Genomic DNA, 24334 nt, shown 5'->3' on the forward strand with positions numbered 1-24334 from the left:
GGATCGCATCGAGCGTCAGATGGTTCTGCTTACGCCGAAGTTCGAGGAGCCAGTCCCGATGCGGCTTCAGCACAGAGCGCCGGTCTGCGCCCGTCGGCAAAGCCGCCGTGCGCTGTGTTTCCTCGAACGCCTTCACCCAGCGGATCGCGCTCGCGATCCTGACGGGCCGCCTCGTTCCGCAAAAGCCATCCTCAACGACGACCTTGATCACCCGAATGCGAAGAGCCTCTCCATGCGCCATCCCTGCCGGCCTCCTCCCAGCCTCAAGGATGAATCACGGTTCTCTCCCTTTGGGAATCCCTACGATTCAATTTGACCCAACTCGCTCTAGACGTTTCGAAGCTCATATGCTCCATAACACCGACAGCTAGCCTGATATCGATAGACTATTTGCCTCTTGGTCGCATTAAGCCCAATGAGGGACTGAGATTTCGATCGGTGAGGGCGCTTGGCCTTTTACGAGCGGCATCCAACTCCTCATCCCTAGTGAGACTCTGAATGCGTTAGACCCTCCGACGATTATGTTGAGAAAGCGCTTTTTGAGTGTCTTTCATTCACCGGGGTGACATCGGGTATCTTTCCGTCAAACCCTAATGGATTGCGCGAGAGTCCCTGTCACTCTGGCGCGCTATCGCGTGCGTCGACCAGAGTCGGCTGCATATCATAGCAGCTCTGGTTGGCCGTCCGGGGCGTCAGTAGAAGCAACACCAAAGCCGGGCCTTGACGGGTCAGCGCCGAGACGCACACCCGAGAAGAACACATGATCGATCTTCCCTGCTATCAACCAGCGGACGTTGACGCAATCGCGCGCATTGCGGTCCGCCTTCCCGCACCCTTCTCCTTTAGCGGAATCGATGTCAAAGCCCACATGCTCAGCTCAGTCCTGCCGTCCCATACGCTCGGCAAGACGAGCGTGCTCATGACCTTGCGAGGCTGCTCTTTTCGCCTCGCACTTGACTCAACGCTGCTTCCCCAAGCCGCCAAACAACACTGGCCTGAAATCGACGCGCTCCCTCCGGCCGACGACCTACGACTGATATTGTTCGACATCTTCCTGCAGGAAATTGCGGCCCAAGTCGAACAATGGTGCGGTCAGCGGCCCTTCTGGTGTTCTGACCACGTGGCCCCACTTTCTTTTGCGTTTGTGGTCGTTCGCCTCAACCACCCTCACGATCACCTTGGCCTCGTCGAATGTGACGCCGGCGGACTACAGTTGATCGCCCGCTGCTGTTCCACCATGCCCGTGCATCGTGCACTGCTCGATGATCTGCCATTGACTCTCGATTTGCGCATCGCTCGGATCAACCTGACCTTCGACGAAATGCAGCAACTCGCCGAGGGCGATACCATCCTTCTCGATGACTCCCCGTTTACGGAAACTGGGGGTCTGATCGTTCTAGTGTACCTCTCGGACAGATGCAGCTTTCGTGGCGCACTGACGAGCTGCCGACTTACCTTACTTTCAGCCGCGGATCATTCGATGGACCAGCCAGACACGCCATCCGATTCATTTGACAACGTTGAAGTCACTGTTGTTGTCGATGCCGGACGCATAGCCATGCCGCTCGGCCAGCTTCGCGAACTCGCTATAGGACAGATCGTGGATCTCGGCTTTGATGCAACGTGCAACGTGAGCTTACGGGTGAACGGGCAACTGGTCGCCACAGGCGAACTCGTGCGAATCGCTGAGCGGACGGGCGTACGCTTACTGGACGTGCGCTTAACGCGGGCGGCCCAATGAGCACCTGGCCCGAACCGACTTCGCTGATCGTTCTGATGGGCGCGGTCGCAGTCATCCCCTTTCTTGCAGTCGGCCTCACTTCTTACGTCAAGCTCGCTGTCGTCCTCGGCCTCGTCCGCAATGCTCTCGGCACGCCAAACATTCCGCCGAACATGGCTCTCAACGCGATAGCTATCTTACTAACGGTCTACATCATGCAGCCTGTGGCCCTGAGCACGTATAACGCGATGCAAGACAAACCGATCGCCTTCGACACTATCCAAACTCTTGGCGAAACGATTACCGCGGCTGCGAATCCCGTACGCGACTTCCTGACGAAGCACGCCTCCCAGAACAATCGCCAGTTCTTCGTGAACATGACCCGCGAACTGTGGGGCACGGATAATTCGGCAACGGTAACCGACAAGGATCTTCTTATCTTGATTCCCGCTTTCATAACCTCAGAGCTGGAAAGCGCCTTCAAGATCGGCTTCTTGCTGTATCTTCCCTTCATCGCCGTCGATCTAATTGTTTCGAACATTCTCCTGGCGATGGGTATGGCAATGGTGTCACCGATGCCGATATCGTTACCTTTCAAGCTTTTCTTGTTTGTTGCTGTCGATGGGTGGCAACGGCTTATCCACGGAGTGGCCCTCTCATACGCGTCCTCCACACCATGAACTCCGCAGTTCTCACCAGCTCCGCCTTCGACGCGCTCACGCTCACCCTCATCTTGTCCACGCCAGCCGTCCTCGCCTCTACAATGAGCGGGCTCATTGTCGGGGTACTTCAGGCCGTGACGCAAGTGCACGACCAGACGCCTTCGTTCGCCGTGAAGCTGGTATGTGTGAGCTTTGTGCTGCTGGCGACCGCGGATTGGTTCGAACAGCTTGGTAGCTATACCATGCAGATGTTCGACCGCATCGGTGCGATGTAGGCATGAGAGCCGCAGGCAGCCCTTCTGGTTTCCTTCCGGACGCCAATTGGATCCCTTAACTGTCACTTGGTCTCATGCCGCCACTGGACCTCCTGGATCTGCCTCGTCTGGTTGGAGTTCTTGCGATCGCAACCGCCCGCCTCATAGGCATGTTTCTGGTCGTCCCGATATTCGGGCGACATATGATGCCACACCTTGCACGCGGCGGCGTAACCATTGCACTGGCCTTGCCCGTTATGGCCCATGTCGCTGGCGCAAAGCCGACTGGCCTCGAAGTCAGTGCACTTCGGATGCTGGGCCTCAGTTGCAAGGAACTTCTACTTGGCTACGCGCTCGGAGTGCCGGTTTCTGCCGCTATATGGGCCATGGAAGCCGCCGGCTCTTTCGTGGACGAGCAGCGGGGCGCCTCGCTACAGGCTCAAGTAAATCCCACAACGGGCCATCAGACCTCGCCGATCGGAATTTTTATGAGCACACTTTATACCGCCTGGCTAATCATCACGGGCGGGTTATCCGACCTCTTGGCAGCCCTCTATCACTCTTACCTGATGTGGCCGTTGTGGAGCTTTCAACCTAGCTTCGGTCCACGCTTCATCAGCGACGCCTTGACGCTCGCAGACGACATCATGCGGCTGACCTTGCTGATCTCTGGTCCAGCCATCGTGGCCATGTTTCTTAGCGAGTTTGGCTTGGCATTGATCGGACGATTCGCGCCGCAGCTACAAGTCTTCTACGCCGCCATGTCAGTCAAAAGCATCGTCGGCCTTCTGTTGCTGATGTTTTCGCTCACGATCGTTTTGTCCGACGCGGCCAATCACGCGCCATCACCCATCGCGTTTGTCACTCGCCTCACCAAGTGATGCGCCATGTCAGATCGACGTACCGAGGAGCCAACCCAGCAGAGATTGCGCGAGCTTCGTAAAATCGGGCAAGTTCCCAGGAGCCAAGAGATTGTGTCGGCTGCGACGGTGGTCGGTGCCTTCATCCTGTCCTACGCATCTATGTCAAGTCTCATTGACCGCCTGAAGGCCGCCATCTTGCTCGCTCCATCATTCCTGGGAGAAAACTTTGGCGCAGCCGCGCCACACCTACTTCACTTCTATTTCCGTGAAATACTGAGCGTTAGCATCAGCGTTGTCGGCGTTCTCCTGATCATCGGCCTGTGTGCCCACTTCATACAAGGAGGGGCGGTATTGTCAGCTAAGGCGATGGGAGCGTCATTCAAGAACCTAATGCCCAAAGATAACATACGGCGGCTCTTCTCGTTATCCAGCTTTGTTGAACTCGCAAAGTCACTCGTAAAAGTCGTCGGCCTCGGTCTTGTTCTAGTTATTGTGATCGCACGAGACGCTGGTGCGCTCGTGTGGACCCCCCTCTGCGGCATATCGTGCCTGCGCTACATGACGGCGGGCCTCTTACTTCAAGTTGCGGGCTGGGCGAGCGTGACCTGGATCATCGTGGCTATTGCGGATTTAGTGCTGCAACGCTGGCTTTTTCGACGCAAGTCTAAGATGTCGGTTGCAGATGTAAAGCGCCACTTGAAGGAAGATGAGGGAGACCCGTCGATCAGGCAGAAACGCGGGAGCATTCGCCGGGAATGGCTGAAGGCCGATGAGTTGGCCAAAGCACGCGCAGCTACAGTTGTGGTTTCCAATCCATCACATATTGCAGTCGCGATCTACTACGACCGGCAGACCACTCAGCTGCCCCTGATCGAAGCGATCGGGACTAATGTTCTTGCGCGCCGAATGATCGATGCGGCAATCGCCGCCGGAGTACCAGTCATGGAGAATAAGTCCCTGGCGCGCGCGCTGCTGGAGGACGGCATGGTCAATCACTACATTCCCGTACATCTGATTGAAGATGTCGCCGCTGTCTTGCGGACCCTCAGGCGGTTCGCCGCGGGTACCGACAAACAACCTGACCGCTAGCCTCCTTATTTGTTGAGGGCAGGGAAGGCCCCGGAGTCCAACTAAAAGCGGGTTAAGAGTGTTACGATTTGTCGAAGGCAGGAAGCATACGCACACGACTAACCAGCGAGTTTTTGTGCGCCTAGCAGGTCATACCTTGGTCCGAGGCGCAAGCGGCGGCAGGACGGCGTTTTCTGACGCCGCAGCTCAAGCTCGGACTTGCCAACAACCGCTCCGAAGGCCCATTCGAGCCGTGTTTTTCTGACGGTTCGGATGAATCAGGACCGATTGATCCGATACCTACTGACGACTTTCTTCGATCTGCACCAGGGGCAGTCCGAAAGCGCCGGGCTCGCCCTTCCTGCTGCTACCGCCGCGCAAATAGCGCGATCGCCAACCCGTTTTGAGGGATGAACGTCGACCAACAAACGCTCAGCCGCACGCGTCGCCGAACCGCAGATGGCCCTGACCTTCCGAGAGCCGTAAACGGCAAAGACTATCCGCTCCATCGACCCATGGTGGTCCCACTTGCCGCCTGGTACCAAACACGAACACGCAGTGATCCAAAGCTCCGATCCGGCACTACACCGGGACCGACTACGCGCGACGGCTGCGACGTAATTTCGATTGCGCAGCATGATATAGGCCGACCTCCGCCATCTCCTCATCTTCGCTCTGAACGCCATCATCCAACGCGCTTAGCAGGCGCTCACACTTATCGAACCGCCTGTATGCTTCACGCCAAAGCTGGTGAGCCTCTTGGCGCGTCGTTTTGGCGTCGTCGACCTCGGCCAGGGCGCTACAACTCTGCTCCTCCAACAGTCGTTCACGGCTATGCAGGAAGCTGATAGCCGCCCTCAGTCGTGCAAGCTCGGTGGGCAGGACCCATTGTCCGATCAAACAATGCCGAAACAAGTTCTCTAAGTGAGAACGATCTTCCTGCCATTGTCGCAGAGTTCTCCGAGCGGCTTCGGCGCCCGCGATAGCATCTTCGAGCGCTGATTGCCGCTCTCGTAAGATAGACTCGGCGCGATCACGCCGTACCCTTCTCAAGTCCAGAAGGCGGAGGACGGTTTTCGAAACTAGCTTAGACACGTTTGAAGCTCGCTAAGCATGGCTTCGAAGCTGATTTGCTCACGAGTTGACTGTCGAAGGAACCTTCGTATGCCGTCGATTTTGGCGACCGCCTCGTCAGCGTCCGGATCTGCTCCCTTCTTGTAGTCGCCAACTTGGATCAGAACTTCAAGCTCCTGATAATTGGCCAATAGCACCCGCATTGTTCGCGCCATCTCCTGATGTTGAGGGGAGACCACTCTGCTCATGATGCGGCTGGTACTCGTCAAAATGTCGATAGGGGGATAATGATTAGACATTGCCAATGACCGCGACAGAACAATGTGACCGTCCAAAATGGAGAGCGCTTCGTCCGCAACGGGTTCAGTCATGTCATCGCCCTCGACGAGTACGGTATAAAACGCCGTTATGGAGCCACGATCGCTATTACCGGGGCGCTCCAACAGCTGCGGCAGGTTTGCAAAAACCGATGGGGGGAAACCACGACGGGCGGGGAATTCGCCCGCCGCCAGCCCAATCTCCCTCTGCGCCCGCGCGAAGCGCGTCAGCGAGTCCATAACGAGCAAGACACGTTGGCTTTTGTCCCGAAACCATTCGGCGAGAGCTGTGGCCACATAGGCCGCCTTCGCACGCTCCATGGCCGGACGGTCAGAGGTAGCTACCACAAAGATCGATCTCGACCCGCGCCCTTGGCTTTGAATGTCTTGTACAAACTCTTGCACCTCTCGGCCACGTTCGCCGATTAACGCGATGACATTGACGTCAACAGCGGCGCCCCGCACCAACATCGAGAGCAGAGTACTCTTGCCGGCGCCTGCAGCAGCAAAAATACCGATGCGTTGGCCTTCACCACAGGTCAAGAGCCCGTCAATTGCGCGTACACCGACCGGAAATGGCTGAGAAACCACCCGCCGTTTCAAGGCCCCCAATGCGTTGTTATGAGCAGGCACATGCGCTTCCGCAATCAGCGGACCAAGAGTCGATTCGTCGAGAGGCCGGCCTAAGCCATCAACAATCCGGCCGAGCAACGTTTCCCCCACAGGCACCAGAAGAGGCTCTCCCTTTGGAATGACCTCCGTCAGGGTAGACAGGCCCTGCATTTGCCCAAGAGGTGTCAGAATAGCAATATCATTCTCAACACCCACGATCTCGGCGGGAATCCTATGACCGCTTTCGAATTTCACCAACTCACAGAGATCACCCACTCGCACCCCAGGTACCTTCGCACGTATAATTGTCCCGGCAATCTCAACAACCCGGCCCCGGAAATGCAGGGTTTCCGCCCGATCAATCTTGATGCTGGCAGATTTAAAGAAGCCATCAAGCTCGCAGGCCGTAGCACCTCTGGAGCTGCCAGACCTCACGGCTTCGCGCTTTCTGCGGGCTCGCGCAATACTGCTTCAATCGCAGCTAGCTGGCTCTCAATGGTCGCGTCGATCCGTCCAGCGTCGGTCTCGAGAATGCATCCGGCATCTTCAATGCGGGAGTCAGCGACCACCTCCATCATGTTGGGCGATGGGGCTTTCAAAGCAATTTCGCCCAGGCGCTGGCGAACCTCTTGCGCGACTGACGGTGCTACCCGCAGCCGGATGGTCGAGCGGTCTCTCACGTATTGCAAGCCGCGCCAAGCGATGCGTAATGTCGCCTCCGCAGGATCCACCGAGCCAATGATCCGGCGGGCGATCTGCAGTCCCATCTCGATGATTTGATCCCTACTTTCGTGCATGAGTCGCTGATGTTCCATGGCCAGCACTATCAAACGTTCCTGGATTATCGCCTGAGCTGCCTGACCTCCGGCTTCCCTGGCTTCTTTCTGAATCATGCTGGCCGCCCCGCGAGCCTCACTGACAAGCTCCTCCGCCTCGCGCCGTGCCTGAGCAAGCACCTGCTCTGCGGTCATGAGCCGCTGCATGGTAGCAGCAGGTAAGACGCGCCCTCGTCCAGCAATGCTGACCGCTCCCGACGTCAGTTGAACCAATGTGACCATGTGGGCAACCTCATGCGTATTATGCGCAGTATTGCTTGAAAGGCGTCCTGGCCAGCATCGGCCGCACAGCAGGACTCCGCAGCAGGCAGCCAGACTGCCCCCGGATTGCGTAGCCGCAATCGGGCCTGTAGTCCTTCTGGAATTGGACCCATTGCGAGGCCGAACAATGCCGCTCCGCAGCGTAGCAATGCGGCCGGTTCACTCGGCTGGTCCGAAGCGCCGACTGCAAGTACCAGTTTGGAGGATGGGCGGGGCTGCAGGGTAGCGTCAAATGCGAACGCGTAGGCGTCTTCTCCAAGAGTGGTTCGAACATTCACAATATCCTTCGTGCGCAGAAGCGAAACGAGACCGGGCATGCCGAGCCAAGCTGCAGCGAAGTGCACAAGGCACACTGCATCTCGCGTGGGGAGAAATGCGAGCCGGATTCGTGGCATGTCGCTCGCCGCAATAATGGCAGGTACGTCCTGCTGTTGTCCGCTAAGCAACCATTTTCCAAGTTTTAGGCGGGCGAATGGGTCCGCTTGAGCCTGCCTCAAAAGACTCCAGACCTGCCAGTCATCCGCGAGAGCCGCCTCATCGAGACTGGCAGCAGGATCGGCGATGCAGCGCATCATCGCGCCCGCCCAAGGTGTCTCAAGCCAAACATGCGAGCCCGCTGCGACCGATTGCCTAACCATAGCCGGACCTTTCAGTGACGCCCGACTGTTTCACGATATGCGCCTTGATCGCCCGCGCCGAACATGAAGCACGAGCGCTGCGCTGCCAAGCAGAGATACCGCTGTTACCCCGGCAAGCCCGATCGTGAGGCTAGTCAGGCCGTTTCCTTCGGTAACATTCGCAGACGATGATACCTCAGCGAGCTCCTCGCTCGCGTCGACGACCATAACGGCCACGTTCTCGTAAGACACCCCCTTAAGACTGTGCGCGACAAGGTCCTTGATCTTTGCCTGCTGCTGATCGATGCCGGCACCCGGCTTTTGACGAATAAGAACCGCAGCTTTAGCAGGAGCAGCCGCCATGCGTTCGCCAACTCCATATTCAGGTAGAACGGCATGGACCCGTGCGCTAAGCACGCCATCCAAGCGAGACAGTGTCTGCGACAACTCCTGAGTGACGCCATACAGAAACCTTACCTGCTCGTCTGTCGGTGATGAGATCATCCCTTCTTTTTTGAAGAGAGTGCCTAGATCGGTAAAATGCTCCCGGGGTAATCCGGCGTTATCCAGGACACTCATGGCACGCGGGAAGTCCCGAGCTGCAAGGATCAGCGACGCGGTACCGTTGCGATCTGCCATCCGCTCTGCGTCGATGCCGCTCCGCATGAGCAAGGCAAGCATTTCATTGGCCTCATGCGGCGAAAGGTCGCGATAGAGCTCGACCTTTGCTGCGCAGCCCGCAAGGATCAACATCATGAGACACATGGCAGCACCAATGACGGCCTGCCGCCACACTCGCTGACCGTCGTTCATTGGCTCATCAGGAACGCATCGAGCGTTTGTGCGACCTTTCCTACCACTTTGGTCGCCATTTCGTACCGCACGGTTGCGACTGACAGCGAGAGCTGCAAGTCGAACAACTCAGTTGTGCCGAGTTTCGCAGACTCTGCCCTCTGCGCAATCGTGGTCATACTCCCCATTGCGCTTTCCAACCTCTCTAGTCCCATCAAGTGGCCACCAGATACGGTGGCAACATCATTAACCCGCCTCTTGTCCGTCACAGACGTTGGTGGAAGGCCGCTGCTCTGTGCCCCAACCGCCGGTCCATCCAACGCAATGCGAAAGGCCTCGGCCGCATCACTCGACACCTTTGACGCAACCGACACGTCTTCCTTCAGCGTGTCTCCGGTAGCAACGATTCTGCTCGTGCCGATTGTCATGCTATCGTCCCGAATTGGCCTTTTGGGTAATGCTACTCATCTCTCTACGAAGCTCGTCAATTGCTGGATCGCCATGCGAAGTACGGCTAAGCACTTGTTCACACTCCCTCACACGCCCAGCAAGACCTAAGGCTAGCGCCTGAAAGATCATACCATAAGGGTCGTTGGCGGCGGCAAGTGGCCCCACGCATCGAAGGGCCGCCTCGATGTTATCAGCGGTCAGCTCAGTGATGACTTCGGCAATGATTCCCTGCCGGCCGTCCGGTGCAACTATGCGAAGGCCTTTCACAATCTGCCGTGCACGCACAAGATCGTTAGCACTGCAGGCCAACAAAGCGGCACCGGTCAGATGTCGCAAAAGCTGCACCCGGATCTTGTTCGCTTGTGCCGAAGGGAAATACGAGCGGTTTTCAAACCTCTCTTTGACGCTGTCATCCGGCCTCATCAACTAATGTCCTCTTGTCATTTCAAATACCGATCCGCCGTCACCGAGCGTTCGGTGCGTGCACACCCGTCGTTGTCACATTGCCATCCGTCTCGGATACGGCGTCACCGAACAGCATATGACGGCAGACAAATACAGGCGCTAGGGACCTAGCTCGCTTGCACGCGTGCCGCAACCGCGAGTGGGAGATGACGTCATACCACCTGCGAATGACCGGGGACCCGGCCCGAACGCCCCGGCGCCACTACCAAAAGGCGATCCGCGGCTCGCTCGGTTCGAAACGCAATGGAATGGTAACCACCAACGTCACGCAACGTCGACTACGTTCGATCATTGTATCGTAGATCAACCAGCTGCGCTTGCGGATCGCTGCTTAGCTGCCGCCAAGATCCGTTGTGCCATCGGAACACTCTATATCACTATCACGAACGAATATTTCCTTTACAGACGCTCTCGTCGTAGATCGTCGCGAACGCTTCGCTGAGGCGGTACGCTCTCGTTCTTTGTTCGATCACATGATGGCTCCTCGGACGGCGCCACGATACCCGACGGCAGACCAGGATCCGCCGACATGCCCCCGACCGGTCACGTCCAGCCGCGATACACTACGAAGCCCGCCCGATGGACTTAGCCCAGGCAGCGCGTCATCAACCGGCACATTGGCGCAACTTGCTTGCCGCGAGAAAAAATGTCGAGATGTTGAAGCGCAGCACCAAATACACCAACTGCGGACACCTACTTGTCGACCGTTATTTCGACCTGCACTCGTACCGGCCGCGAGCACCCATCCGAGAGGCTAGCACCCGCATCGCTGTCAGCAAGAGTGCCCGCAATGCGTCGACCGCGCCACCTCAGCATCGTCTCAACGGCTTCACCCTGACGGGGTGCGCTGCTCCAAATGGCAGGAATAGGACAATACGGTCCACTACCACACACTTGATCCTGCCAAGATTTCGCGGGCGCCGTAAACGCGTGCGCTCCGATCATACCAGCCCGCGGCGCACCGCGTGTGGTCACAACGGCCGCAAATGCATCACCATCGTTCCACGACGCGTGTGCACACCACGGTGGCGGCCAATGACCCGCATTCGCATTGCGGACGGTCGTCACAATCCATTCCAGATTAACGGGGCCTCAGAAATGACTAGTATCAACCGCGCAGCCTCACTCAGCTCTGAAACCGGACTGTGGCGCGAGCAGGCGCTTGACGGTACTCACGCCGCGCTTTCCAGCGCAGGCAAGTTGGCAACTGGCACACTACCGGCACATGCAGACGCACTTATGGGAACAACAACGCATAGCTTGCCAGCCCTGCGCGGCGTTGATGAAGTTGGCCTAATGACTGATATCCTCACGGTCAATGCACGCTTTGCTGACCAATTGGCCGCAATCGGAATTGAGGATGTCCGGCTCTTGGGCGTGGAGCAAAACCAATTGCACCGGCTGATCTCGCGCAACATTCAAGAAGCCGCAACATACGTGCAGAAGTCAAAAAAGAGATCTCGCATAATGAAGATCTTCGGATGGCTGGCCGTTGGCCTGGCGGTTGCTGCCGCTGTTATCACGGGCGGAGCGCTAGCTGGGGTAGCGGCCGCAGTGTCGGTCGGAATGGCAGTCCTCTCGGAGACGGGCGTTGTCGACAAGATGACTCAGGCCATCGCACAAAGGCTCATGAAAGATAATGCAATGGGCGAAGACAAGGCGAACAAGTTGGCGGTGATCATCACTCTCGCTATTCAACTGACTGTATCAGTCGCGATCATTGGCGCCTCCTTTTCGGGTGCAGCGACTGCCGCATCAAATATCCCGACGCTGGCCATTGCAAACATCCTGAATGTGAGACAGTTCGTTCAGACCTTCGCTAACGTAGGCGCAGGCGTGTCATCGCTGGCATCGAGCTCTGCCGCAGTTGCAGCGGGGGTTCAGCAGAAGCAGGCCAGTGACGCGCGGTCCCAAATGCTAATGGATCGGGCCCGCGTTACGGAACTGACCCGTCTGCAAACCGATGGACTGGAGTTCGTTGAGCAGCTGCTCAAACATAAAGCGATGCTCACTCACAGGGCGGCTGACGCCATTGAGAGTCATTACGCGTTGAACGAACGCCTCATCCGCAACTCGAACGCAAACTAGCACCCCTCGGCTAAGAAGATATGGATGCATGATGGTGACTATCAAACGCGCAAGTGGGGCCGACATATACGGGCTGGAGCCTGCGACGGACCGTCAATTCACGTTGAGCACGCAATCTGTGACCGACGATAACGAGTGCGCGCTGAGGGGTACAATCGGAGCCGAGCAGGGTGCTGAGGCACGTTATCGCACTAACTCTTCCTCGCATTTAGGTTCTTCCATCAAGAAGACGCGTTTTGAGCCCGAACCTAATGTACCGCAATTGGCTTCGGATACCAACAGCTCAGCAATAGCCGCCCTCATTGTCCGCCTTAACAAAACATTCCGCAACGCCGCTCGCCACAGCCTCTGGGCGGCAGTCAACACGGACGTCACCGCCCTACGGGCCGGGGCCAAGGCCCTTCGCAATTCAGGCCTATGCCAATTATTTGGCGTCATGGTCACCTCGGTCGGCGCAATGGCTGGCGCCGGTCTAAGCCTGAACGGCGCGAGACAAAGTCAGTCAAGGTTCAACGATGCATTTAAAACGAGGACCAGCGGCCTTCCGGCTCCTGATTCGGCGCTGGACATACCACACGATAGCGCGCGGCAAATGCAGCCCATCGAACCAGCCGAAATTGGAACGTCCCACCGCCTCGGTGGGACCACAACCGAATTCATGGATGCGCACACGCAACCTATCGAAGCACCCGAAACCGAAACGTCCCACCTCTGCGGTGGGACGAGAGCGCGAGCTGATGCCTCGGATGAACAAATGCACAGCATCGAAGCACCTGAAGGTGGAACGCCCCGCCGCCGCAGTGAGACGACACCGCGACCCGATGTCATAGACGCCGAAATGTTTGCCCGCGCTACGCGCGCCCAAACGGAAGCGCAAACTCAACTCATGAAATGGAGCGGTCTAAGCGGTATCGCGAGTGACGGCGCCAAGATTCCCGGCGCGGGTCTGACCATGGGAGCGACCCACTATCAGGAAGACAAAGAAAGGCATGAAGCCGATAGCGTCAAGGCGAAAGCCCGTGCGGAAGACGAAAGAGATAGCGTGAACTCTCATGATGCAGTCAGCCAGGATGTGTTAAATAGACTGGGCGAAATGGTTCACCTTGATAACGACGCTAGAACAAGGATCATCGACATGCGCTAGATGCTCGCTGTATCAAGCGATTACTGTCCTGCGTGCAAACCCCGCGAGTCTGCTAGCTGGCACGGGCCCCAATGTAAGCCTCCTCTGCTGCCTCATCCAAGTTGATCAGTCCATGAATCATGTACCTGTTCCGACAGGCGTGCCGATACGCAGATTGGTAGTCCGATCTGCGAACATCATGCTCGCCTTTCTCCACCTGCTCTGCACCAGGCGCGAGACATGTCTCAAGGAGGACGACGCGTCTCCCAGCGCGACTTAAAGCGATGACACTGACGCTCGATATTCGGCCTGGGCGCCCCACACGAGGCCTATGTGCCAATCGCCCCTCGTTTACGCGTTCTCGGGTCGACTTGCGGTCATATGAGAACGGGAAGCGACCGGCACGATCTCCAAAACAATGATGAGATCCCGCCGTCAGGGGCCGCCTTTAGCTCTCGGAACGAGAGCACGTTTTACAGCTATGGAAGCGTTCGAAATGTACGTGCCCCGTGCGCAACAGCGTTCCCGTCCAATGTTGCTATCGCCACTACCGATGTTCATCTGCTTGCTATTCGCTGGATGCGCTAACACAGCGTCACTTTCCGAACGTGATGTCCTCCTGGGCGCCCCGAATGAAACGCGGCGTGGGTCGGCGCCCTCCAATGATGCGCCAAAGGCGCAAGCGCCTGCCTTTGAAGAGCTGATGCAGACATCGCCCCAGCCTGCTCCTGTGGAGCGGACGCTGCCCGTGGTGTCCGGTGCCCGGCAGGTAAAACTCGATTTCGTCGACACCGACATTACGCACGTGGTGACTCAGGTTGTGAAGGTGATCCTAAAGCTGCCAGTCTCCATCGATGCTGCTGTAGGCGGTAGGATGACGCTACAGACCCCAAACAAGGTCTTCTTGAGCGAGCTTCCGCGGCTTCTCGACGATGCATTGGTCAAGCAGGGGTACGGACTGATGGCGGTTGGCGGCGCGGTGAGAGTAGGGCGTCTAGCCGACCTTGCGTCTGGGGGCAGAGACGATTTTCAGGTGGTCCAAATCCACAATGCCGATCCCGCCGCTGTCATAGACGGCCTCCGATCCAGCCGCCTTGCGGATGGGGTCAATTTGACGCGTGCACCGGGTGACGGAAGGATCGTTATCAGTGGACCGCCTGCCGGCGTGAGCTCCGCGCGCGAACTCGTTCGCCTGTTAGACTCCGATTCCATGCAGGGTAAGATATTCAAGATGTATAAGCTATCGGAAGCGCAGCCTTCAGCGGTCGAACGTCAGCTCAAGGTGATATTTCCCGAGAGCGGCCGGAGTGGGGCTCGCGTTCAATTTTCGGCGATCGACGGACAGAGCGTCATAATAGTCGTGGCAAGCGACAACCGAATACTCGAGCAAGTCCGCCAGACAATCGCAAAACTGGACAAACAGTCCGAGACGGCCATCGTCCATGTGCGCCCGCTGAAATTCCGCAATGCCATTGAAGTGGCGGAGTTACTTGCGAAATCCTTCAATGTTGAGTCGCAGAATGGCGGAGGCAATGGCGATACTGCAATTTCTCCAGGTGAAGGTTCAGGCAACCCCGGCACCCCTGCTTCTTCGGTGAACCGGGGGTCGGCGACTTCAATACGTATCCAGCCAGATCCTACTCAAAACGCGCTCTTAATCTCCGCCACAGCGCGCGATATGAAAAGAATCGACGAGGTGCTTCGCCGCCTCGATCTCAAGGTTCGGCAGGTTCATGTCCAAATGGTTCGCCTCGAGGTCGACCTGCACGATTACTCCGAGTTCGACATGGGGCGGTTTCTATCTTCATTGGGCGCTGTTCAAGCCGATGGTTCGGGCTATGTGTTTCCTACATCCCTCGATGACGTCCTACGGGCGCTACAAGCCAACGCGAACGTCAAGGGCGTGTCCAGCCAATCAGTTCTTGTTGAGAACAACAGATCCGCGAACCTACACCTGGGCGACAAGGTTCCGGTTCTTTCCCAAACGTCACGATCGTTAAAGAGTCCGAGTGCGCCGATTATCAGCAGTGTGACCTCACAAAATACGGGTCATTCCTTGACTGTCACGCCAACAATCGGTGTCGGCGGCAACGTCTCGCTCAAGCTTGTTGATGACATCAGCACGGCAAACAGAAACACCCTCACCAACGTCCAGAGCCCTATCCTTTCCGAACGTTATCTGGACAGTACGATATCGACGCATAGCGGGAATACGATTGTGCTAGCAAGCGCGGTTCAGGACTACACCAATCGGGCCGACTCCGGGATTCCAGGGCTTATGGACATTCCTGTTCTGGGAGCACTGTTCCATTCAACCAAAACGATCAACGATCGAACCACGCTTTTGGCGTTACTCAACGTCCGTGTCGTGGAAAGTGAATCAGACGCACAAGCTCTCACGAACGAAGTTCGCGAGACGGTCCACAACCTCTCCCTCAAGCTGAAGCCCGCACCAGCTCCAGCCCGGCGCGAAGGCAGATGACTGAAGGCCTGTGCTAAGCACAGGTTAAGTCTTACAAAAGGGGACGTCGATAAAGTGAATGAGCTGGCTGGTCAATCCCGATGATAAGCGCGCGCCTCCGCAGTAACTGTTTGTGCGTTCGCCCCAGTCACCGGGCAGCCCTCCCTCGATGGGCGCCAAGGCCTGCCAGCGTTTTCGGCAAAACTCTTGCCCGGGTCTCCGGCCGCTCAGCGTTGAACGCGCTCTGTGAATGAACAAAGACGGATCGGTTGCAACCGCGCCGGCGCGATGGCTCTCAGCGCGTTTCAATCAAGGACGTTCACTGGACGCACAAAGCCGTGGAGGAAGGGCTGTTTAATAACAGAAACAGCTAACTCTGTATCGCAACCCTATTTGCTGTGCACTGCAAATACGCCGATTGAGAAGAGCCGGCTGATCTTCCGTTCATTGACACCGACGCTTCGGTTGTTCTCCGCTGCATGCTCAATGGCCCACTGCGCTCCGCAATGGGGCCGATCCGCCAGACACTAGAGGTGACCACCACATGGGAGCGTTGCGCACAATGGATCAACCGCTCGAGCGCGAAAGGAAAGAGCCCTCGAAGTTCGACGACCCAACTCGCATTCGACTTCAGACCACCTCAGGGCAAGGTGAAAACGAAGAACCGACTAGTTTACACAATCGAGCAATGCGCCGTGAGGAGAGCGTCCTCACACTCTCCTCGACAGAGAGCAGGCGTCATCAACAACTCACGCTCGTAAAATGGATGTTGCTCAGATGATCGTGTCTCAGCAGTCGGTGCACACCTCGCTGTACGGTTTAGCCGATGTCACGGCGGCCGAGGCGCCCTTAATCGAAATCATGACGGAGGTCCTGAACGACCGACACAAAATTTACGAAACCGAGATCCGGGCGGAGTACGCCGGCATGCAAAGCAGGAACGAGCTTCTGACGGAGATGAACAGCGCGTTGGCTGTCCTGCGCGCCAACAGGCCTGCCGATGACAAACACGATGCGTGGCTTGGCGAGTTCACCGATACACAGGGCCGGAAACAGAATGTTGACGAGTGGCTACGGTCGCATAATATCGCGTTCGACATGAACCCCAACAGACGCGCCGGACAGTCGCAATTCGACGCCGCAATCAACAATCTGAAGGCCGCGGTCGACGGCGCAAACAGCGAAGGACATCTCGCAATCATTTTTTTGCAAGGGCTCTTGGATAAGCTCAATCAAGTCGCTCTACAGATGTCCAACCTCATCTCGAAGGATGACAAGGTAAAGGAATCGATCATTGCCAACATGCGCTAACGACCGCTAGCGGCGCTGGACAACGACTCGCTGACCGCTCTCTCCTTTCACCCAATCAGTGCACAGCACCAGCAGTGGAAGACGCCTGCGGCGGTTTGATTGGCCTGGCACGTGCACAACAGGCAAGTCCAAACGGGGGTTTATCGCCGCCGGTACCCGCATTGCCTCACCTTAATTGTTGTCGGATGCTAAGCCGTTGCCTCACGTAAATTGCTCCCTTGGATCGGGAACGAGCGGGGGTGAAGGTGGGGCGGCTAACCATGGCGACGCGGAAGGAACTGACGGCGGCGGCAGGCGCGCGCTATCAGACGTCGGATCGCGCGAAGAAGTCGCGGATATTGGACGAGTTCGTCGACATCACCGGATTACATCGCAAGCATGCGATGCGGCTTCTTCGAGGTCAGGAAGACGCAGGTCCAGGCCGGCGGGCGCGACGCCGGGTCTATAATGAGGCAGAACACAACGCGCTCGTGCTCCTTTGGGAGGCGTCAGACCGGATCTGCGGGAAGCGGCTGAAGGCGTTAATGCCTGCGCTTGCGATGGAACGGCACGGCCACCTCGACCTTGTTCCCGAGATCCGGGACAAACTTTTGGCAATGAGTGCTGCGACGATCGACCGCGCATTGGCACGGGTCCGAGAAGGATTAGGTCGCAAGCGCCGACGGCATGCGACGCACTCGTTGCGTCGCAGTATTCCAAATCGGACGTCGGCAGATTGGAACGATCCGGCGCCGGGGTTCGTCGAGGCTGACCTTGTAGCGCATAGCGGTCCATCGGCGCGCGGCAGCGTCATCCAGACCCTCGTGCTCACCGACATTGCTACCGGCTGGACGGAGTGCGCTCCTCTGATCGTGCGCGAACAAACACTGTTGAGCACGGTGTTGACGGAATTGCGCAAACAATTGCCTTTTGCGCTGGTCGGCCTCGATACGGACAATAATACGGTGTTCATGAATGAGACGCTGAAAGCCTACTGCGATGCGGCCAACATCGTCTTCACGCGTTGCCGGCCCTACCGGAAGAACGACCAGGCGTTCGTCGAGCAGAAGAACGGTGCCGTCGTGCGCAGGATGGTCGGCTATCGTCGGTTCGAGGGCCTGGAAGCGGCCAAGCTGCTGGCTGAACTCTATCGATCGGCGCGGCTGTTCGTGAACTTCTTCCAACCCTCATTCAAACTGATGGCCAAGCAGCGCGACGGTGCTCGTGTGCGTAAGACATACAGCGCACCGGCAACGCCACACCAGCGCTTGGCCGCCGACGCCCGCACGCCCGATGCGATTCGTCACCATCTCCAAGAAATCTATGCCGCTCTCGACCCGGTCGCGTTGTTGCGCGACATCCGCGGCGCGCAGGAACGCCTCGCGGCGCTCGCTGATACGCAGCCAATCGCCCATCCTGCTGCGGCATCGCAATCGATCGATCTCTTCCTGGCAAGCCTACGAACCGCCTGGAAAGACGGAGCTATGCGACCGACGGATCGGCCAATCGTGAAAGCGAAAAGAGGCCGGCGGCGTCCCGACCCGCTCATCCGGGCAACGCTAGATTTGCGAAAATGGTTTGAAGCCGAGCCTTGGCGGACTGGTAGCGAACTGCTCTCCCGGTTGCAGGCGGAATATCCTGGAGCCTATCCGAACAAGCTTCTTCGAACGCTTCAGCGTAGGCTTAAATCCTGGCGCAGCGAGCAAGCGAACGCGTTGTTGTTCGTTCCTACGGAGGAAACGCTGCTGGGGCATGAGGTCACAACAACCCAATGATGTGGCAGACGCCAGCGGAGGAGGCCGGGCGCTCCGAAACCCGGCCATCTCCGCACCCGGCCTCCTCCTCAACCCAAGCCGGGAGCAAAATAAATGAGGCAACCGATCGCACTCGGGAGCATCGATAGGTGAGGCAATACGGTGATCGTCATCAATCTGTTGACCGCGAGATCGTCGATGGCGTCCTGCGCGATCTCGCGATCGAGCAGAGCTAGGTCTTCGGCCAGCCGGTCAAGCTCACGGACGTGCCGATCGATGGCCGCGCGCTCATCGTCCGGCAGCTGTTGGGCGGCCAACCAAGCTCGGCCGCGGGCGTTGAAAAGATCGGCATGCGGGCACTTCGGGATCAGGTGGGCGTGCAGGATCGAATGCACCTCGTTCTTGAGCCGCGTGCGACGCCGCACGACCTGGTAGCGCCGCGCCACCAGCCGACGCTTGCGTTCGGTCTCCGCATCAGGCGTCCAGATCTGCGGCAGGTACCCGGCCGCCTGCAGACTGGCGAGCGTGCCGGCATCGATCTTGTCGGTCTTAACGTGAGCCTGGGCGATCGCCTTTACCTGCAGCGGATTGGCGATAATCACTGTGCCACGAACGGCGCCAGAACTCGCGACACCGCCATGCCGTTGGCGGTCGCTTCGACCACTACCTCATCGCTGGGCAGCAGGGTCTTGCCAAATCCCTCCAGCGCAGCCCGCGTCATATCGATGCGGCCCGTATATCGGAGCCTGCCATCCTCCCAAAAAACCACCTCGCCGAAAGTTCGGTGGACGTCAATGCCAATCACCCGTCGCATTCGCACCTCCTGCCAGATACATGACCATGACGGGAGCTGCGGGCGCCACGACAATTACGGATTCGCGCTCTCGGCGCAACCGGGCGAGTCGCAGAGGCGGCCAGCTACTTGGGCAAGCGAGCTAAGGCGGCTCCGAGGGGATGGCTCGGCCGCACCCCATGATCAATTTTGCTTGACGCACAGAACTGCTCTCAAAAGACTCAGCCCCATCGTTCCGCCCTGGTGATCATCGCTTCCGGCGGATGCCGCCTCCCATTTTGCGTATGCTCAAGCGCAGGCAAAAACACAAGCAGAATTCTGCCAAAGATCGTGAGCGCTCGCTTATCCGTGTGGCGCTAAGCGCGGGGGCACGAGCGCACGAATTACTATTGCAACCGCCTGGTGCGTCGATTGGAAGCTGGTCGAACACATGCCAAGCCTTACGTTATAATGGCAGCCCGGCCCACCCATCACTTGAAGAGCCGCAAACCCACCTAATAAAGTTCACGCAAAACACTTCCGATGAGACCGGTGGCGCCCCACAGCAGCTCCGGTTCAAGCTCGCACAATCCCGCAACGATTCCATAGGGGGTCTTCAGCTGCGGTCGTCCGATGCGACCGCCGCGATCGTCTCGCGCAGCCACTTGTGCCTCGGGTCGCGATTGCTGCGCTCGTGCCATATCAGAAACACTTCATACGAGGCCAACTCCGCAGGAACTTCTTTCACTGACAGCGGAAACATGTGAGCCAGCCTTACTGCGGCCCGGCGCGGCACAATGAGCGCACAATCGGCCTGCACGGCTGTCAGTCCCGCAGTTAGCAAATTTGATACAAGAATGGGCCTGGAGCCGAGATCTAACCTGGCCACCTCATCGTGCACCCGGCCGAATCCGTCCATGCAGTCCGAGCCGACGGCAACATGGCGCAGGCTCGAAAAGCTCTCAAATGTCCATTCCCATGCCAAAGCGGGGTGGTCACTGCGCAGTAAGCAAGCAAAACGGTCAGTGTACAGCCTGCGTCGATAATATCCTCGCGGAGCTTCCCCAATCTGTCCGATAGCCAGATCTGTCTGCCCATGCTCTAATTGATCCAGCGCACACTGAGGAAGCGGATCAGTAAACAAGTCGAGATCTGGCGCCTCCTCGCGCACGCGCCTCAAGAGAGGCGGCAGCAAGACTAGCGACTGGTGATCTGGCAGTATCATTCTTGTCTCCACGCGGCGTTCTATCGACACCAAACGGTCAACAGATAAGAGTTCATGGATAACCTTTAATGTTCCAGGCAACAGCTTAGCCAAGTCCTCGCCTTTCGCCGTACGAACGAGGCCATTGGCGCCCCGCACTAGCAGGTCATCATTGAAGACCCTACGGAGTTGGGCCAAAGCCCGGCTCATTGCTGGCTGACTGATGCCGATACTGCTCGCCGCGTACGTGACATTGCGGTGCTCAAGGAGCGCCGCCAAATTGGTTAGGAGATTCAGGTTGATTCTCGAGAGTTCGCGTAAGTGTTTTTGCAGCACCATCGTCTCACAGGAAAGCATCGGCCCCGTCGTTTGGAGGGACATCAACCATTCTGGGTAGTTGAGGAATATTCCCCCGAACTCTATCGCTGCTCCGAGGGCTTATCATCGTCCTGCGCATGATGCCACCCGCGCTCGCGCGAAAAGCAGGTGATGGCAGACAACAGGTTGGCCTGCAAAGCCGGCGCCCAGACTACTCTCTCTCTGCGAGAACGATGTGCAAGCGCTACACCAGCAATGTCGCGAAGAAGCTCCGGACGGCCGGGCGCTCCCGGCTAGAGCGTTGCGGTATAGCTCTATATCCTACACTGGTGTGTCGATCAGCACCGTGGACTACGATCCAGCGTGGTACCGCTGATGGCTGCTTCAGTCGCTAGAGACGCTGTTTTCGGCGCAGTTAATGACAAACGGCAAGCGCACAGCTCGGGCTACTATTCGCTTTCGCCGAAGCCTCTGCCTTCCGCACCCGCAACACACGACGTCTGCCGAACATTTAAAGAAATTGGCTACAGGCATACGTGCTAGCACTCGGTCCTCAGCACGCTCTGCGGATCGGCGCCCGGTGCATCTGAAAGCTCACCTCGCGGCAGATTATTGCTGCGGCGTTGTGTCCTACAGGGCTCAACGTGTCCAAACGACATCATCGACGTCTACCAGTTGGATCATTGCGCCCGCTGGTCGTTGTCCTCCCACCCACAAACCACGCTTGCTGGCCTGCCACTCCTAGCCCTAGCGGTCCTGAGACCTATCCACGACCGGGCTTTCTGGGCGATTCGTCTTCTCCGCGCATTGTGCGTGCGTCTTCGGCGGAACCTTCTACCAAGGCCCACTGAATAAAGCCCAATGACCCCATACGTCTACTGTGACGCCTCGCGTAGGGGCGCTCGGCAGATGGACTCCCACGCCATGCAAGCGCTGCTGGAGATGATTCCGATCGGCGATCAGGGTGCTAAGATCGACCGTCGCGGGTGCATTTCCTTGAACGATCCCATTAAGTAGTGCTCTTGTGGCGTCCACCAAATAGACACCACAATCGAAATTATTCGACTGCTGAGCCATTTTAGGTGAATAAATGCGCCCCCCGGGCACACCCAAGCGTCGCGCTAAAGCTACAGCTTGCTCCTGATTGTGTCTCGATAGCGAGTCGTAATGATAGGCACTCGGCATTGACCGGTCGCGACGGTCCACCACCAACAGTGACCAATGGCTCTCCCGACGACCGACATTGTCGGCATCGTTCACGGGCAGGAATAAAAAGTCCGCCGTATCGCCATCAGTTGCATCATGCACAATGCGCTCGAATGCACTCCGCGCAACACAATCAGTACCTAGCCGCAGACTGTAGTGTGCCATAATCGGATCAACTAGCCGTGTGCGCGCCGCGACATCCGGGTGGACCCTCCAAAGCTCCTGCAGCATAATAGTTTGGTCCGCTAGGATGTGTCGATCGTCCAGCCACAGCTTCTTGCCACGCGCCGGCTCGCTCCCAACCTGGAGTGAGAGGTTGCCGTCCTTCACTTGCAGTGATGGCCCGCTTTCGCTGCTCTGGGGAGCATCTCTGGTTTCGATGAAGGCTAAGGCGCGCTCACCTACAGTCCAAGGGTTCTTTGGTATGCTAGCAAGACGCCCGGCCCGATGTCGGCGGCCGCTTACCGGATGATGTTCGGCGCCGAGCGGGCCCTGCTCCGTTACACGCCGCAATGTCACAGTCGTTGTGATCGCACTCATAGCTGCCTCGACAGTCGACTTAGCCGCGGACACCGCCCGCCGAAGCAACGCAGGTCGGCTGCTAGAAGCTGGACCGATCTCGGTGAATGCCCTTTGGCCCACGCTATCGGCAATGGGGCCGCGCAAACTGTCCTGGGGTACACTGGTAAGATTGGCGACAGGAGCCGGGGGACTCTCCACAGGATCATGGGCAATCCCGAACTGGTCCGATACCGGCATTGTCGACATTGGACGTTCGGGAGTGCCACGCGGAAGTTCGGAACCACGCACATGCACTGTCGGACGGCGGCTATTGTCTCCGGTGCAGTGTTGCTCCGGCCGCTTTCCCGGACTTAGCGTTGCCAAGTCCACCGCCTGCTGCGGCTCTCGCGACACCGACTCATCTCGGACTAGATCCGCGGCCCCGAAGGAGTCGCACTTGGCTGGTCTCATTGTCCCTCCCTCGCGGGTTGACGAAAACGGCACGATTAATCCGGCAGTCTATTCACCCGCAAGCTGATGCGGACGGCCGTGAACGGGGCCACAATGCTCGGCGGTACGGCCAACCGTGCCGCCAGACTCATGATAAATGCTCACGACCGAGCACATTTATCTCGACGTCTGCAATAATCGCGCCGGTAGCAAAAACGACGTATCAGCATGGTTAGAATTGACGCATCGCGCTAGCGCGCGAGAGGCTCGGATCGTTCACTCGGGAGAGTTGAACACCGCGGCTGCGCACGCGAGCACCTGCCTCCAGGCATTATCGCCGCCGGCATCGACCGACTTTCACCTCACCCCTTCTTCACCTCCAGTCAGCAATTCATGTGCAGCCGCCGCAAGAACTTGCTGATTCAGTCCAGCGGACATACGCTCGTCGCTGACACGTCAGCCGGCCAGTCGAGAACGTTTCGCCCTCACTGTAGAATCTTCCGCCGGGGCAGATTATGGGATTGCACAATCGCAAGTTCACCAACCTGCCAACAAAGCAACCAAGGTTGGCCGCGCCGGCCGGTATCCACTCTGCGCACGGCGGGATATCACTTTTGCATTTTTCGCGTTGATTGGATGGCGATATATCAGCGCACGTAAGTGAGTAGATACCGCGACCAGCAAACACCCATGACATCCCATGTCGCACACCAGCCACTCGTTCGACATGAAAGAACCCGCATCGGTGTTCGCGCAGTCAAGAGGCGAGCGCGCCACTGGCATAGTTCGCTCATTCTACCTCCGCGCGGTCCTTCGCGGACCGCCGCGATCAATGAAGACATACAAGACTGTAGATGGAGTGGGCGTAATGTTTCCGAAAGCTAGTTGGGCATGGCGCCGATACAGTGCGCCGAAGCCCCGGGGAATGGGTGCGCAACCAATAGTGCTTGTCTTGTCGGACACTGAGTCCGAAACGAGAAAACGGCTGATGAAAAGCGGATCAGAAGAGCAACGCTGCTCCAGGTCTAGAATCGGGGTCGCATCGGCTTTGATTTGTTTGAGGCAGCTATTCGTAGGTGGCGCATGAACGAGACGCGCCCGGGCGCCGTTTAATTCGGACGCTCTATCGGCTGTATGAGCCATTCACGACATGCAGCGTAGCTTCCCTCTCACTGA

Annotated in this window: 18 protein-coding genes and 1 pseudogene; 10 read left to right on the top strand and 9 right to left on the bottom strand. The window is 57.8% G+C overall.

The window, feature by feature from the left end; translation table 11 throughout:
* Window positions 1-760 precede the first annotated feature (760 nt).
* From ML401_RS35580 to ML401_RS35600, 5 genes are all read left to right on the top strand, one after another.
* Window positions 761-1741 (top strand): FliM/FliN family flagellar motor switch protein, encoded by a 981-nt coding sequence (locus tag ML401_RS35580; RefSeq protein ID WP_285813150.1) that lies wholly within the window; start codon window positions 761-763, stop codon window positions 1739-1741.
* On the top strand, window positions 1738-2400 hold the full coding sequence (gene sctR / locus ML401_RS35585) for a type III secretion system export apparatus subunit SctR (protein WP_285813151.1): 663 nt from the start codon (window positions 1738-1740) through the stop codon (window positions 2398-2400). Before ML401_RS35580 ends, sctR begins: the two co-directional genes overlap by 4 nt.
* Entirely contained in the window at window positions 2397-2657 is a 261-nt protein-coding gene (locus ML401_RS35590) for an EscS/YscS/HrcS family type III secretion system export apparatus protein (protein ID WP_285813152.1), read from the top strand. Before sctR ends, ML401_RS35590 begins: the two co-directional genes overlap by 4 nt.
* Before the next feature lie 74 nt (window positions 2658-2731).
* A complete protein-coding gene (sctT, locus tag ML401_RS35595) occupies window positions 2732-3517 on the top strand; it encodes a type III secretion system export apparatus subunit SctT (protein ID WP_285813153.1) in 786 nt (261 codons plus the stop codon).
* 6 nt (window positions 3518-3523) lie between these two features.
* Complete coding sequence (locus ML401_RS35600) at window positions 3524-4588, top strand: EscU/YscU/HrcU family type III secretion system export apparatus switch protein (RefSeq protein WP_285813154.1); 1065 nt, start codon at window positions 3524-3526, stop codon at window positions 4586-4588.
* Window positions 4589-5164: 576 nt separating this feature from the next.
* Here ML401_RS35600 and ML401_RS35605 read toward each other — a convergent pair.
* From ML401_RS35605 to ML401_RS35630, 6 genes are all read right to left on the bottom strand, one after another.
* A complete protein-coding gene (locus tag ML401_RS35605) occupies window positions 5165-5662 on the bottom strand; it encodes a YscO family type III secretion system apparatus protein (protein WP_376717435.1) in 498 nt (165 codons plus the stop codon).
* On the bottom strand, window positions 5650-6939 hold the full coding sequence (locus tag ML401_RS35610) for a FliI/YscN family ATPase (protein WP_285813367.1): 1290 nt from the start codon (window positions 6937-6939) through the stop codon (window positions 5650-5652). Before ML401_RS35610 ends, ML401_RS35605 begins: the two co-directional genes overlap by 13 nt.
* A 62-nt stretch (window positions 6940-7001) precedes the next feature.
* Window positions 7002-7628, bottom strand: a complete 627-nt coding sequence (locus ML401_RS35615; RefSeq protein WP_376717436.1) for a FliH/SctL family protein — start codon at window positions 7626-7628, stop codon at window positions 7002-7004.
* A 707-nt stretch (window positions 7629-8335) separates the two neighbouring features.
* Entirely contained in the window at window positions 8336-9097 is a 762-nt protein-coding gene (gene sctJ / locus ML401_RS35620) for a type III secretion system inner membrane ring lipoprotein SctJ (RefSeq protein WP_285813156.1), read from the bottom strand.
* The gene (locus tag ML401_RS35625) at window positions 9094-9504 is read right to left on the bottom strand and encodes a hypothetical protein (RefSeq protein ID WP_285813157.1); all 411 of its coding nucleotides are present in this window, start codon (window positions 9502-9504) and stop codon (window positions 9094-9096) included. The genes sctJ and ML401_RS35625 overlap by 4 nt, the downstream gene beginning before the upstream one ends.
* A 1-nt stretch (window position 9505) precedes the next feature.
* Entirely contained in the window at window positions 9506-9949 is a 444-nt protein-coding gene (locus ML401_RS35630) for a hypothetical protein (protein ID WP_285813158.1), read from the bottom strand.
* Window positions 9950-11026: 1077 nt separating this feature from the next.
* Here ML401_RS35630 and ML401_RS35635 point away from each other — a divergent pair.
* From ML401_RS35635 to ML401_RS35655, 5 genes are all read left to right on the top strand, one after another.
* Window positions 11027-12079: a hypothetical protein gene (locus ML401_RS35635; protein WP_285813159.1), complete on the top strand. Its 1053-nt coding sequence runs from the start codon at window positions 11027-11029 to the stop codon at window positions 12077-12079.
* A gap of 28 nt (window positions 12080-12107) precedes the next feature.
* Window positions 12108-13223, top strand: coding sequence for a hypothetical protein (locus tag ML401_RS35640; protein ID WP_285813160.1), 1116 nt, complete (start codon window positions 12108-12110; stop codon window positions 13221-13223).
* A gap of 682 nt (window positions 13224-13905) precedes the next feature.
* Entirely contained in the window at window positions 13906-15684 is a 1779-nt protein-coding gene (locus ML401_RS35645) for a secretin N-terminal domain-containing protein (RefSeq protein WP_285813161.1), read from the top strand.
* A 756-nt stretch (window positions 15685-16440) separates the two neighbouring features.
* Complete coding sequence (locus tag ML401_RS35650; protein WP_285813162.1) at window positions 16441-16974, top strand: hypothetical protein; 534 nt, start codon at window positions 16441-16443, stop codon at window positions 16972-16974.
* Window positions 16975-17219: 245 nt separating this feature from the next.
* Entirely contained in the window at window positions 17220-18728 is a 1509-nt protein-coding gene (locus ML401_RS35655) for an ISNCY family transposase (protein WP_285813368.1), read from the top strand.
* A gap of 140 nt (window positions 18729-18868) precedes the next feature.
* Here ML401_RS35655 and ML401_RS35660 read toward each other — a convergent pair.
* The 3 genes and pseudogenes from ML401_RS35660 to ML401_RS35670 form a co-directional block, all read right to left on the bottom strand.
* A pseudogene (locus ML401_RS35660) lies at window positions 18869-19521 on the bottom strand (transposase); the annotation flags it as partial.
* A gap of 574 nt (window positions 19522-20095) precedes the next feature.
* Window positions 20096-21064, bottom strand: coding sequence for a LysR family transcriptional regulator (locus tag ML401_RS35665; protein WP_285813163.1), 969 nt, complete (start codon window positions 21062-21064; stop codon window positions 20096-20098).
* 771 nt (window positions 21065-21835) lie between these two features.
* Complete coding sequence (locus ML401_RS35670; RefSeq protein WP_376717437.1) at window positions 21836-23179, bottom strand: Ulp1 family isopeptidase; 1344 nt, start codon at window positions 23177-23179, stop codon at window positions 21836-21838.
* Between the last annotated feature and the right edge of the window lie 1155 nt (window positions 23180-24334).

It is taken from the genome of Bradyrhizobium sp. 62B (assembly GCF_030272265.2).
In the GTDB taxonomy this organism is placed as follows: domain Bacteria; phylum Pseudomonadota; class Alphaproteobacteria; order Rhizobiales; family Xanthobacteraceae; genus Bradyrhizobium.

What these genes read in the sequence shown, in the direction of transcription:
- ML401_RS35580 (WP_285813150.1), top strand. Translation starts at nt 761, where the DNA reads ATGATCGATCTTCCCTGCTATCAACCAGCGGACGTTGACGCAATCGCG.
- sctR (WP_285813151.1), top strand. Translation starts at nt 1,738, where the DNA reads ATGAGCACCTGGCCCGAACCGACTTCGCTGATCGTTCTGATGGGCGCG.
- ML401_RS35590 (WP_285813152.1), top strand. Translation starts at nt 2,397, where the DNA reads ATGAACTCCGCAGTTCTCACCAGCTCCGCCTTCGACGCGCTCACGCTC.
- sctT (WP_285813153.1), top strand. Translation starts at nt 2,732, where the DNA reads ATGCCGCCACTGGACCTCCTGGATCTGCCTCGTCTGGTTGGAGTTCTT.
- ML401_RS35600 (WP_285813154.1), top strand. Translation starts at nt 3,524, where the DNA reads ATGTCAGATCGACGTACCGAGGAGCCAACCCAGCAGAGATTGCGCGAG.
- ML401_RS35615 (WP_376717436.1), bottom strand. Translation starts at nt 7,628, where the DNA reads ATGGTCACATTGGTTCAACTGACGTCGGGAGCGGTCAGCATTGCTGGA.
- sctJ (WP_285813156.1), bottom strand. Translation starts at nt 9,097, where the DNA reads ATGAACGACGGTCAGCGAGTGTGGCGGCAGGCCGTCATTGGTGCTGCC.
- ML401_RS35625 (WP_285813157.1), bottom strand. Translation starts at nt 9,504, where the DNA reads ATGACAATCGGCACGAGCAGAATCGTTGCTACCGGAGACACGCTGAAG.
- ML401_RS35630 (WP_285813158.1), bottom strand. Translation starts at nt 9,949, where the DNA reads ATGAGGCCGGATGACAGCGTCAAAGAGAGGTTTGAAAACCGCTCGTAT.
- ML401_RS35635 (WP_285813159.1), top strand. Translation starts at nt 11,027, where the DNA reads ATGACCCGCATTCGCATTGCGGACGGTCGTCACAATCCATTCCAGATT.
- ML401_RS35640 (WP_285813160.1), top strand. Translation starts at nt 12,108, where the DNA reads ATGATGGTGACTATCAAACGCGCAAGTGGGGCCGACATATACGGGCTG.
- ML401_RS35645 (WP_285813161.1), top strand. Translation starts at nt 13,906, where the DNA reads ATGCAGACATCGCCCCAGCCTGCTCCTGTGGAGCGGACGCTGCCCGTG.
- ML401_RS35650 (WP_285813162.1), top strand. Translation starts at nt 16,441, where the DNA reads ATGATCGTGTCTCAGCAGTCGGTGCACACCTCGCTGTACGGTTTAGCC.
- ML401_RS35665 (WP_285813163.1), bottom strand. Translation starts at nt 21,064, where the DNA reads ATGTCCCTCCAAACGACGGGGCCGATGCTTTCCTGTGAGACGATGGTG.
- ML401_RS35670 (WP_376717437.1), bottom strand. Translation starts at nt 23,179, where the DNA reads ATGAGACCAGCCAAGTGCGACTCCTTCGGGGCCGCGGATCTAGTCCGA.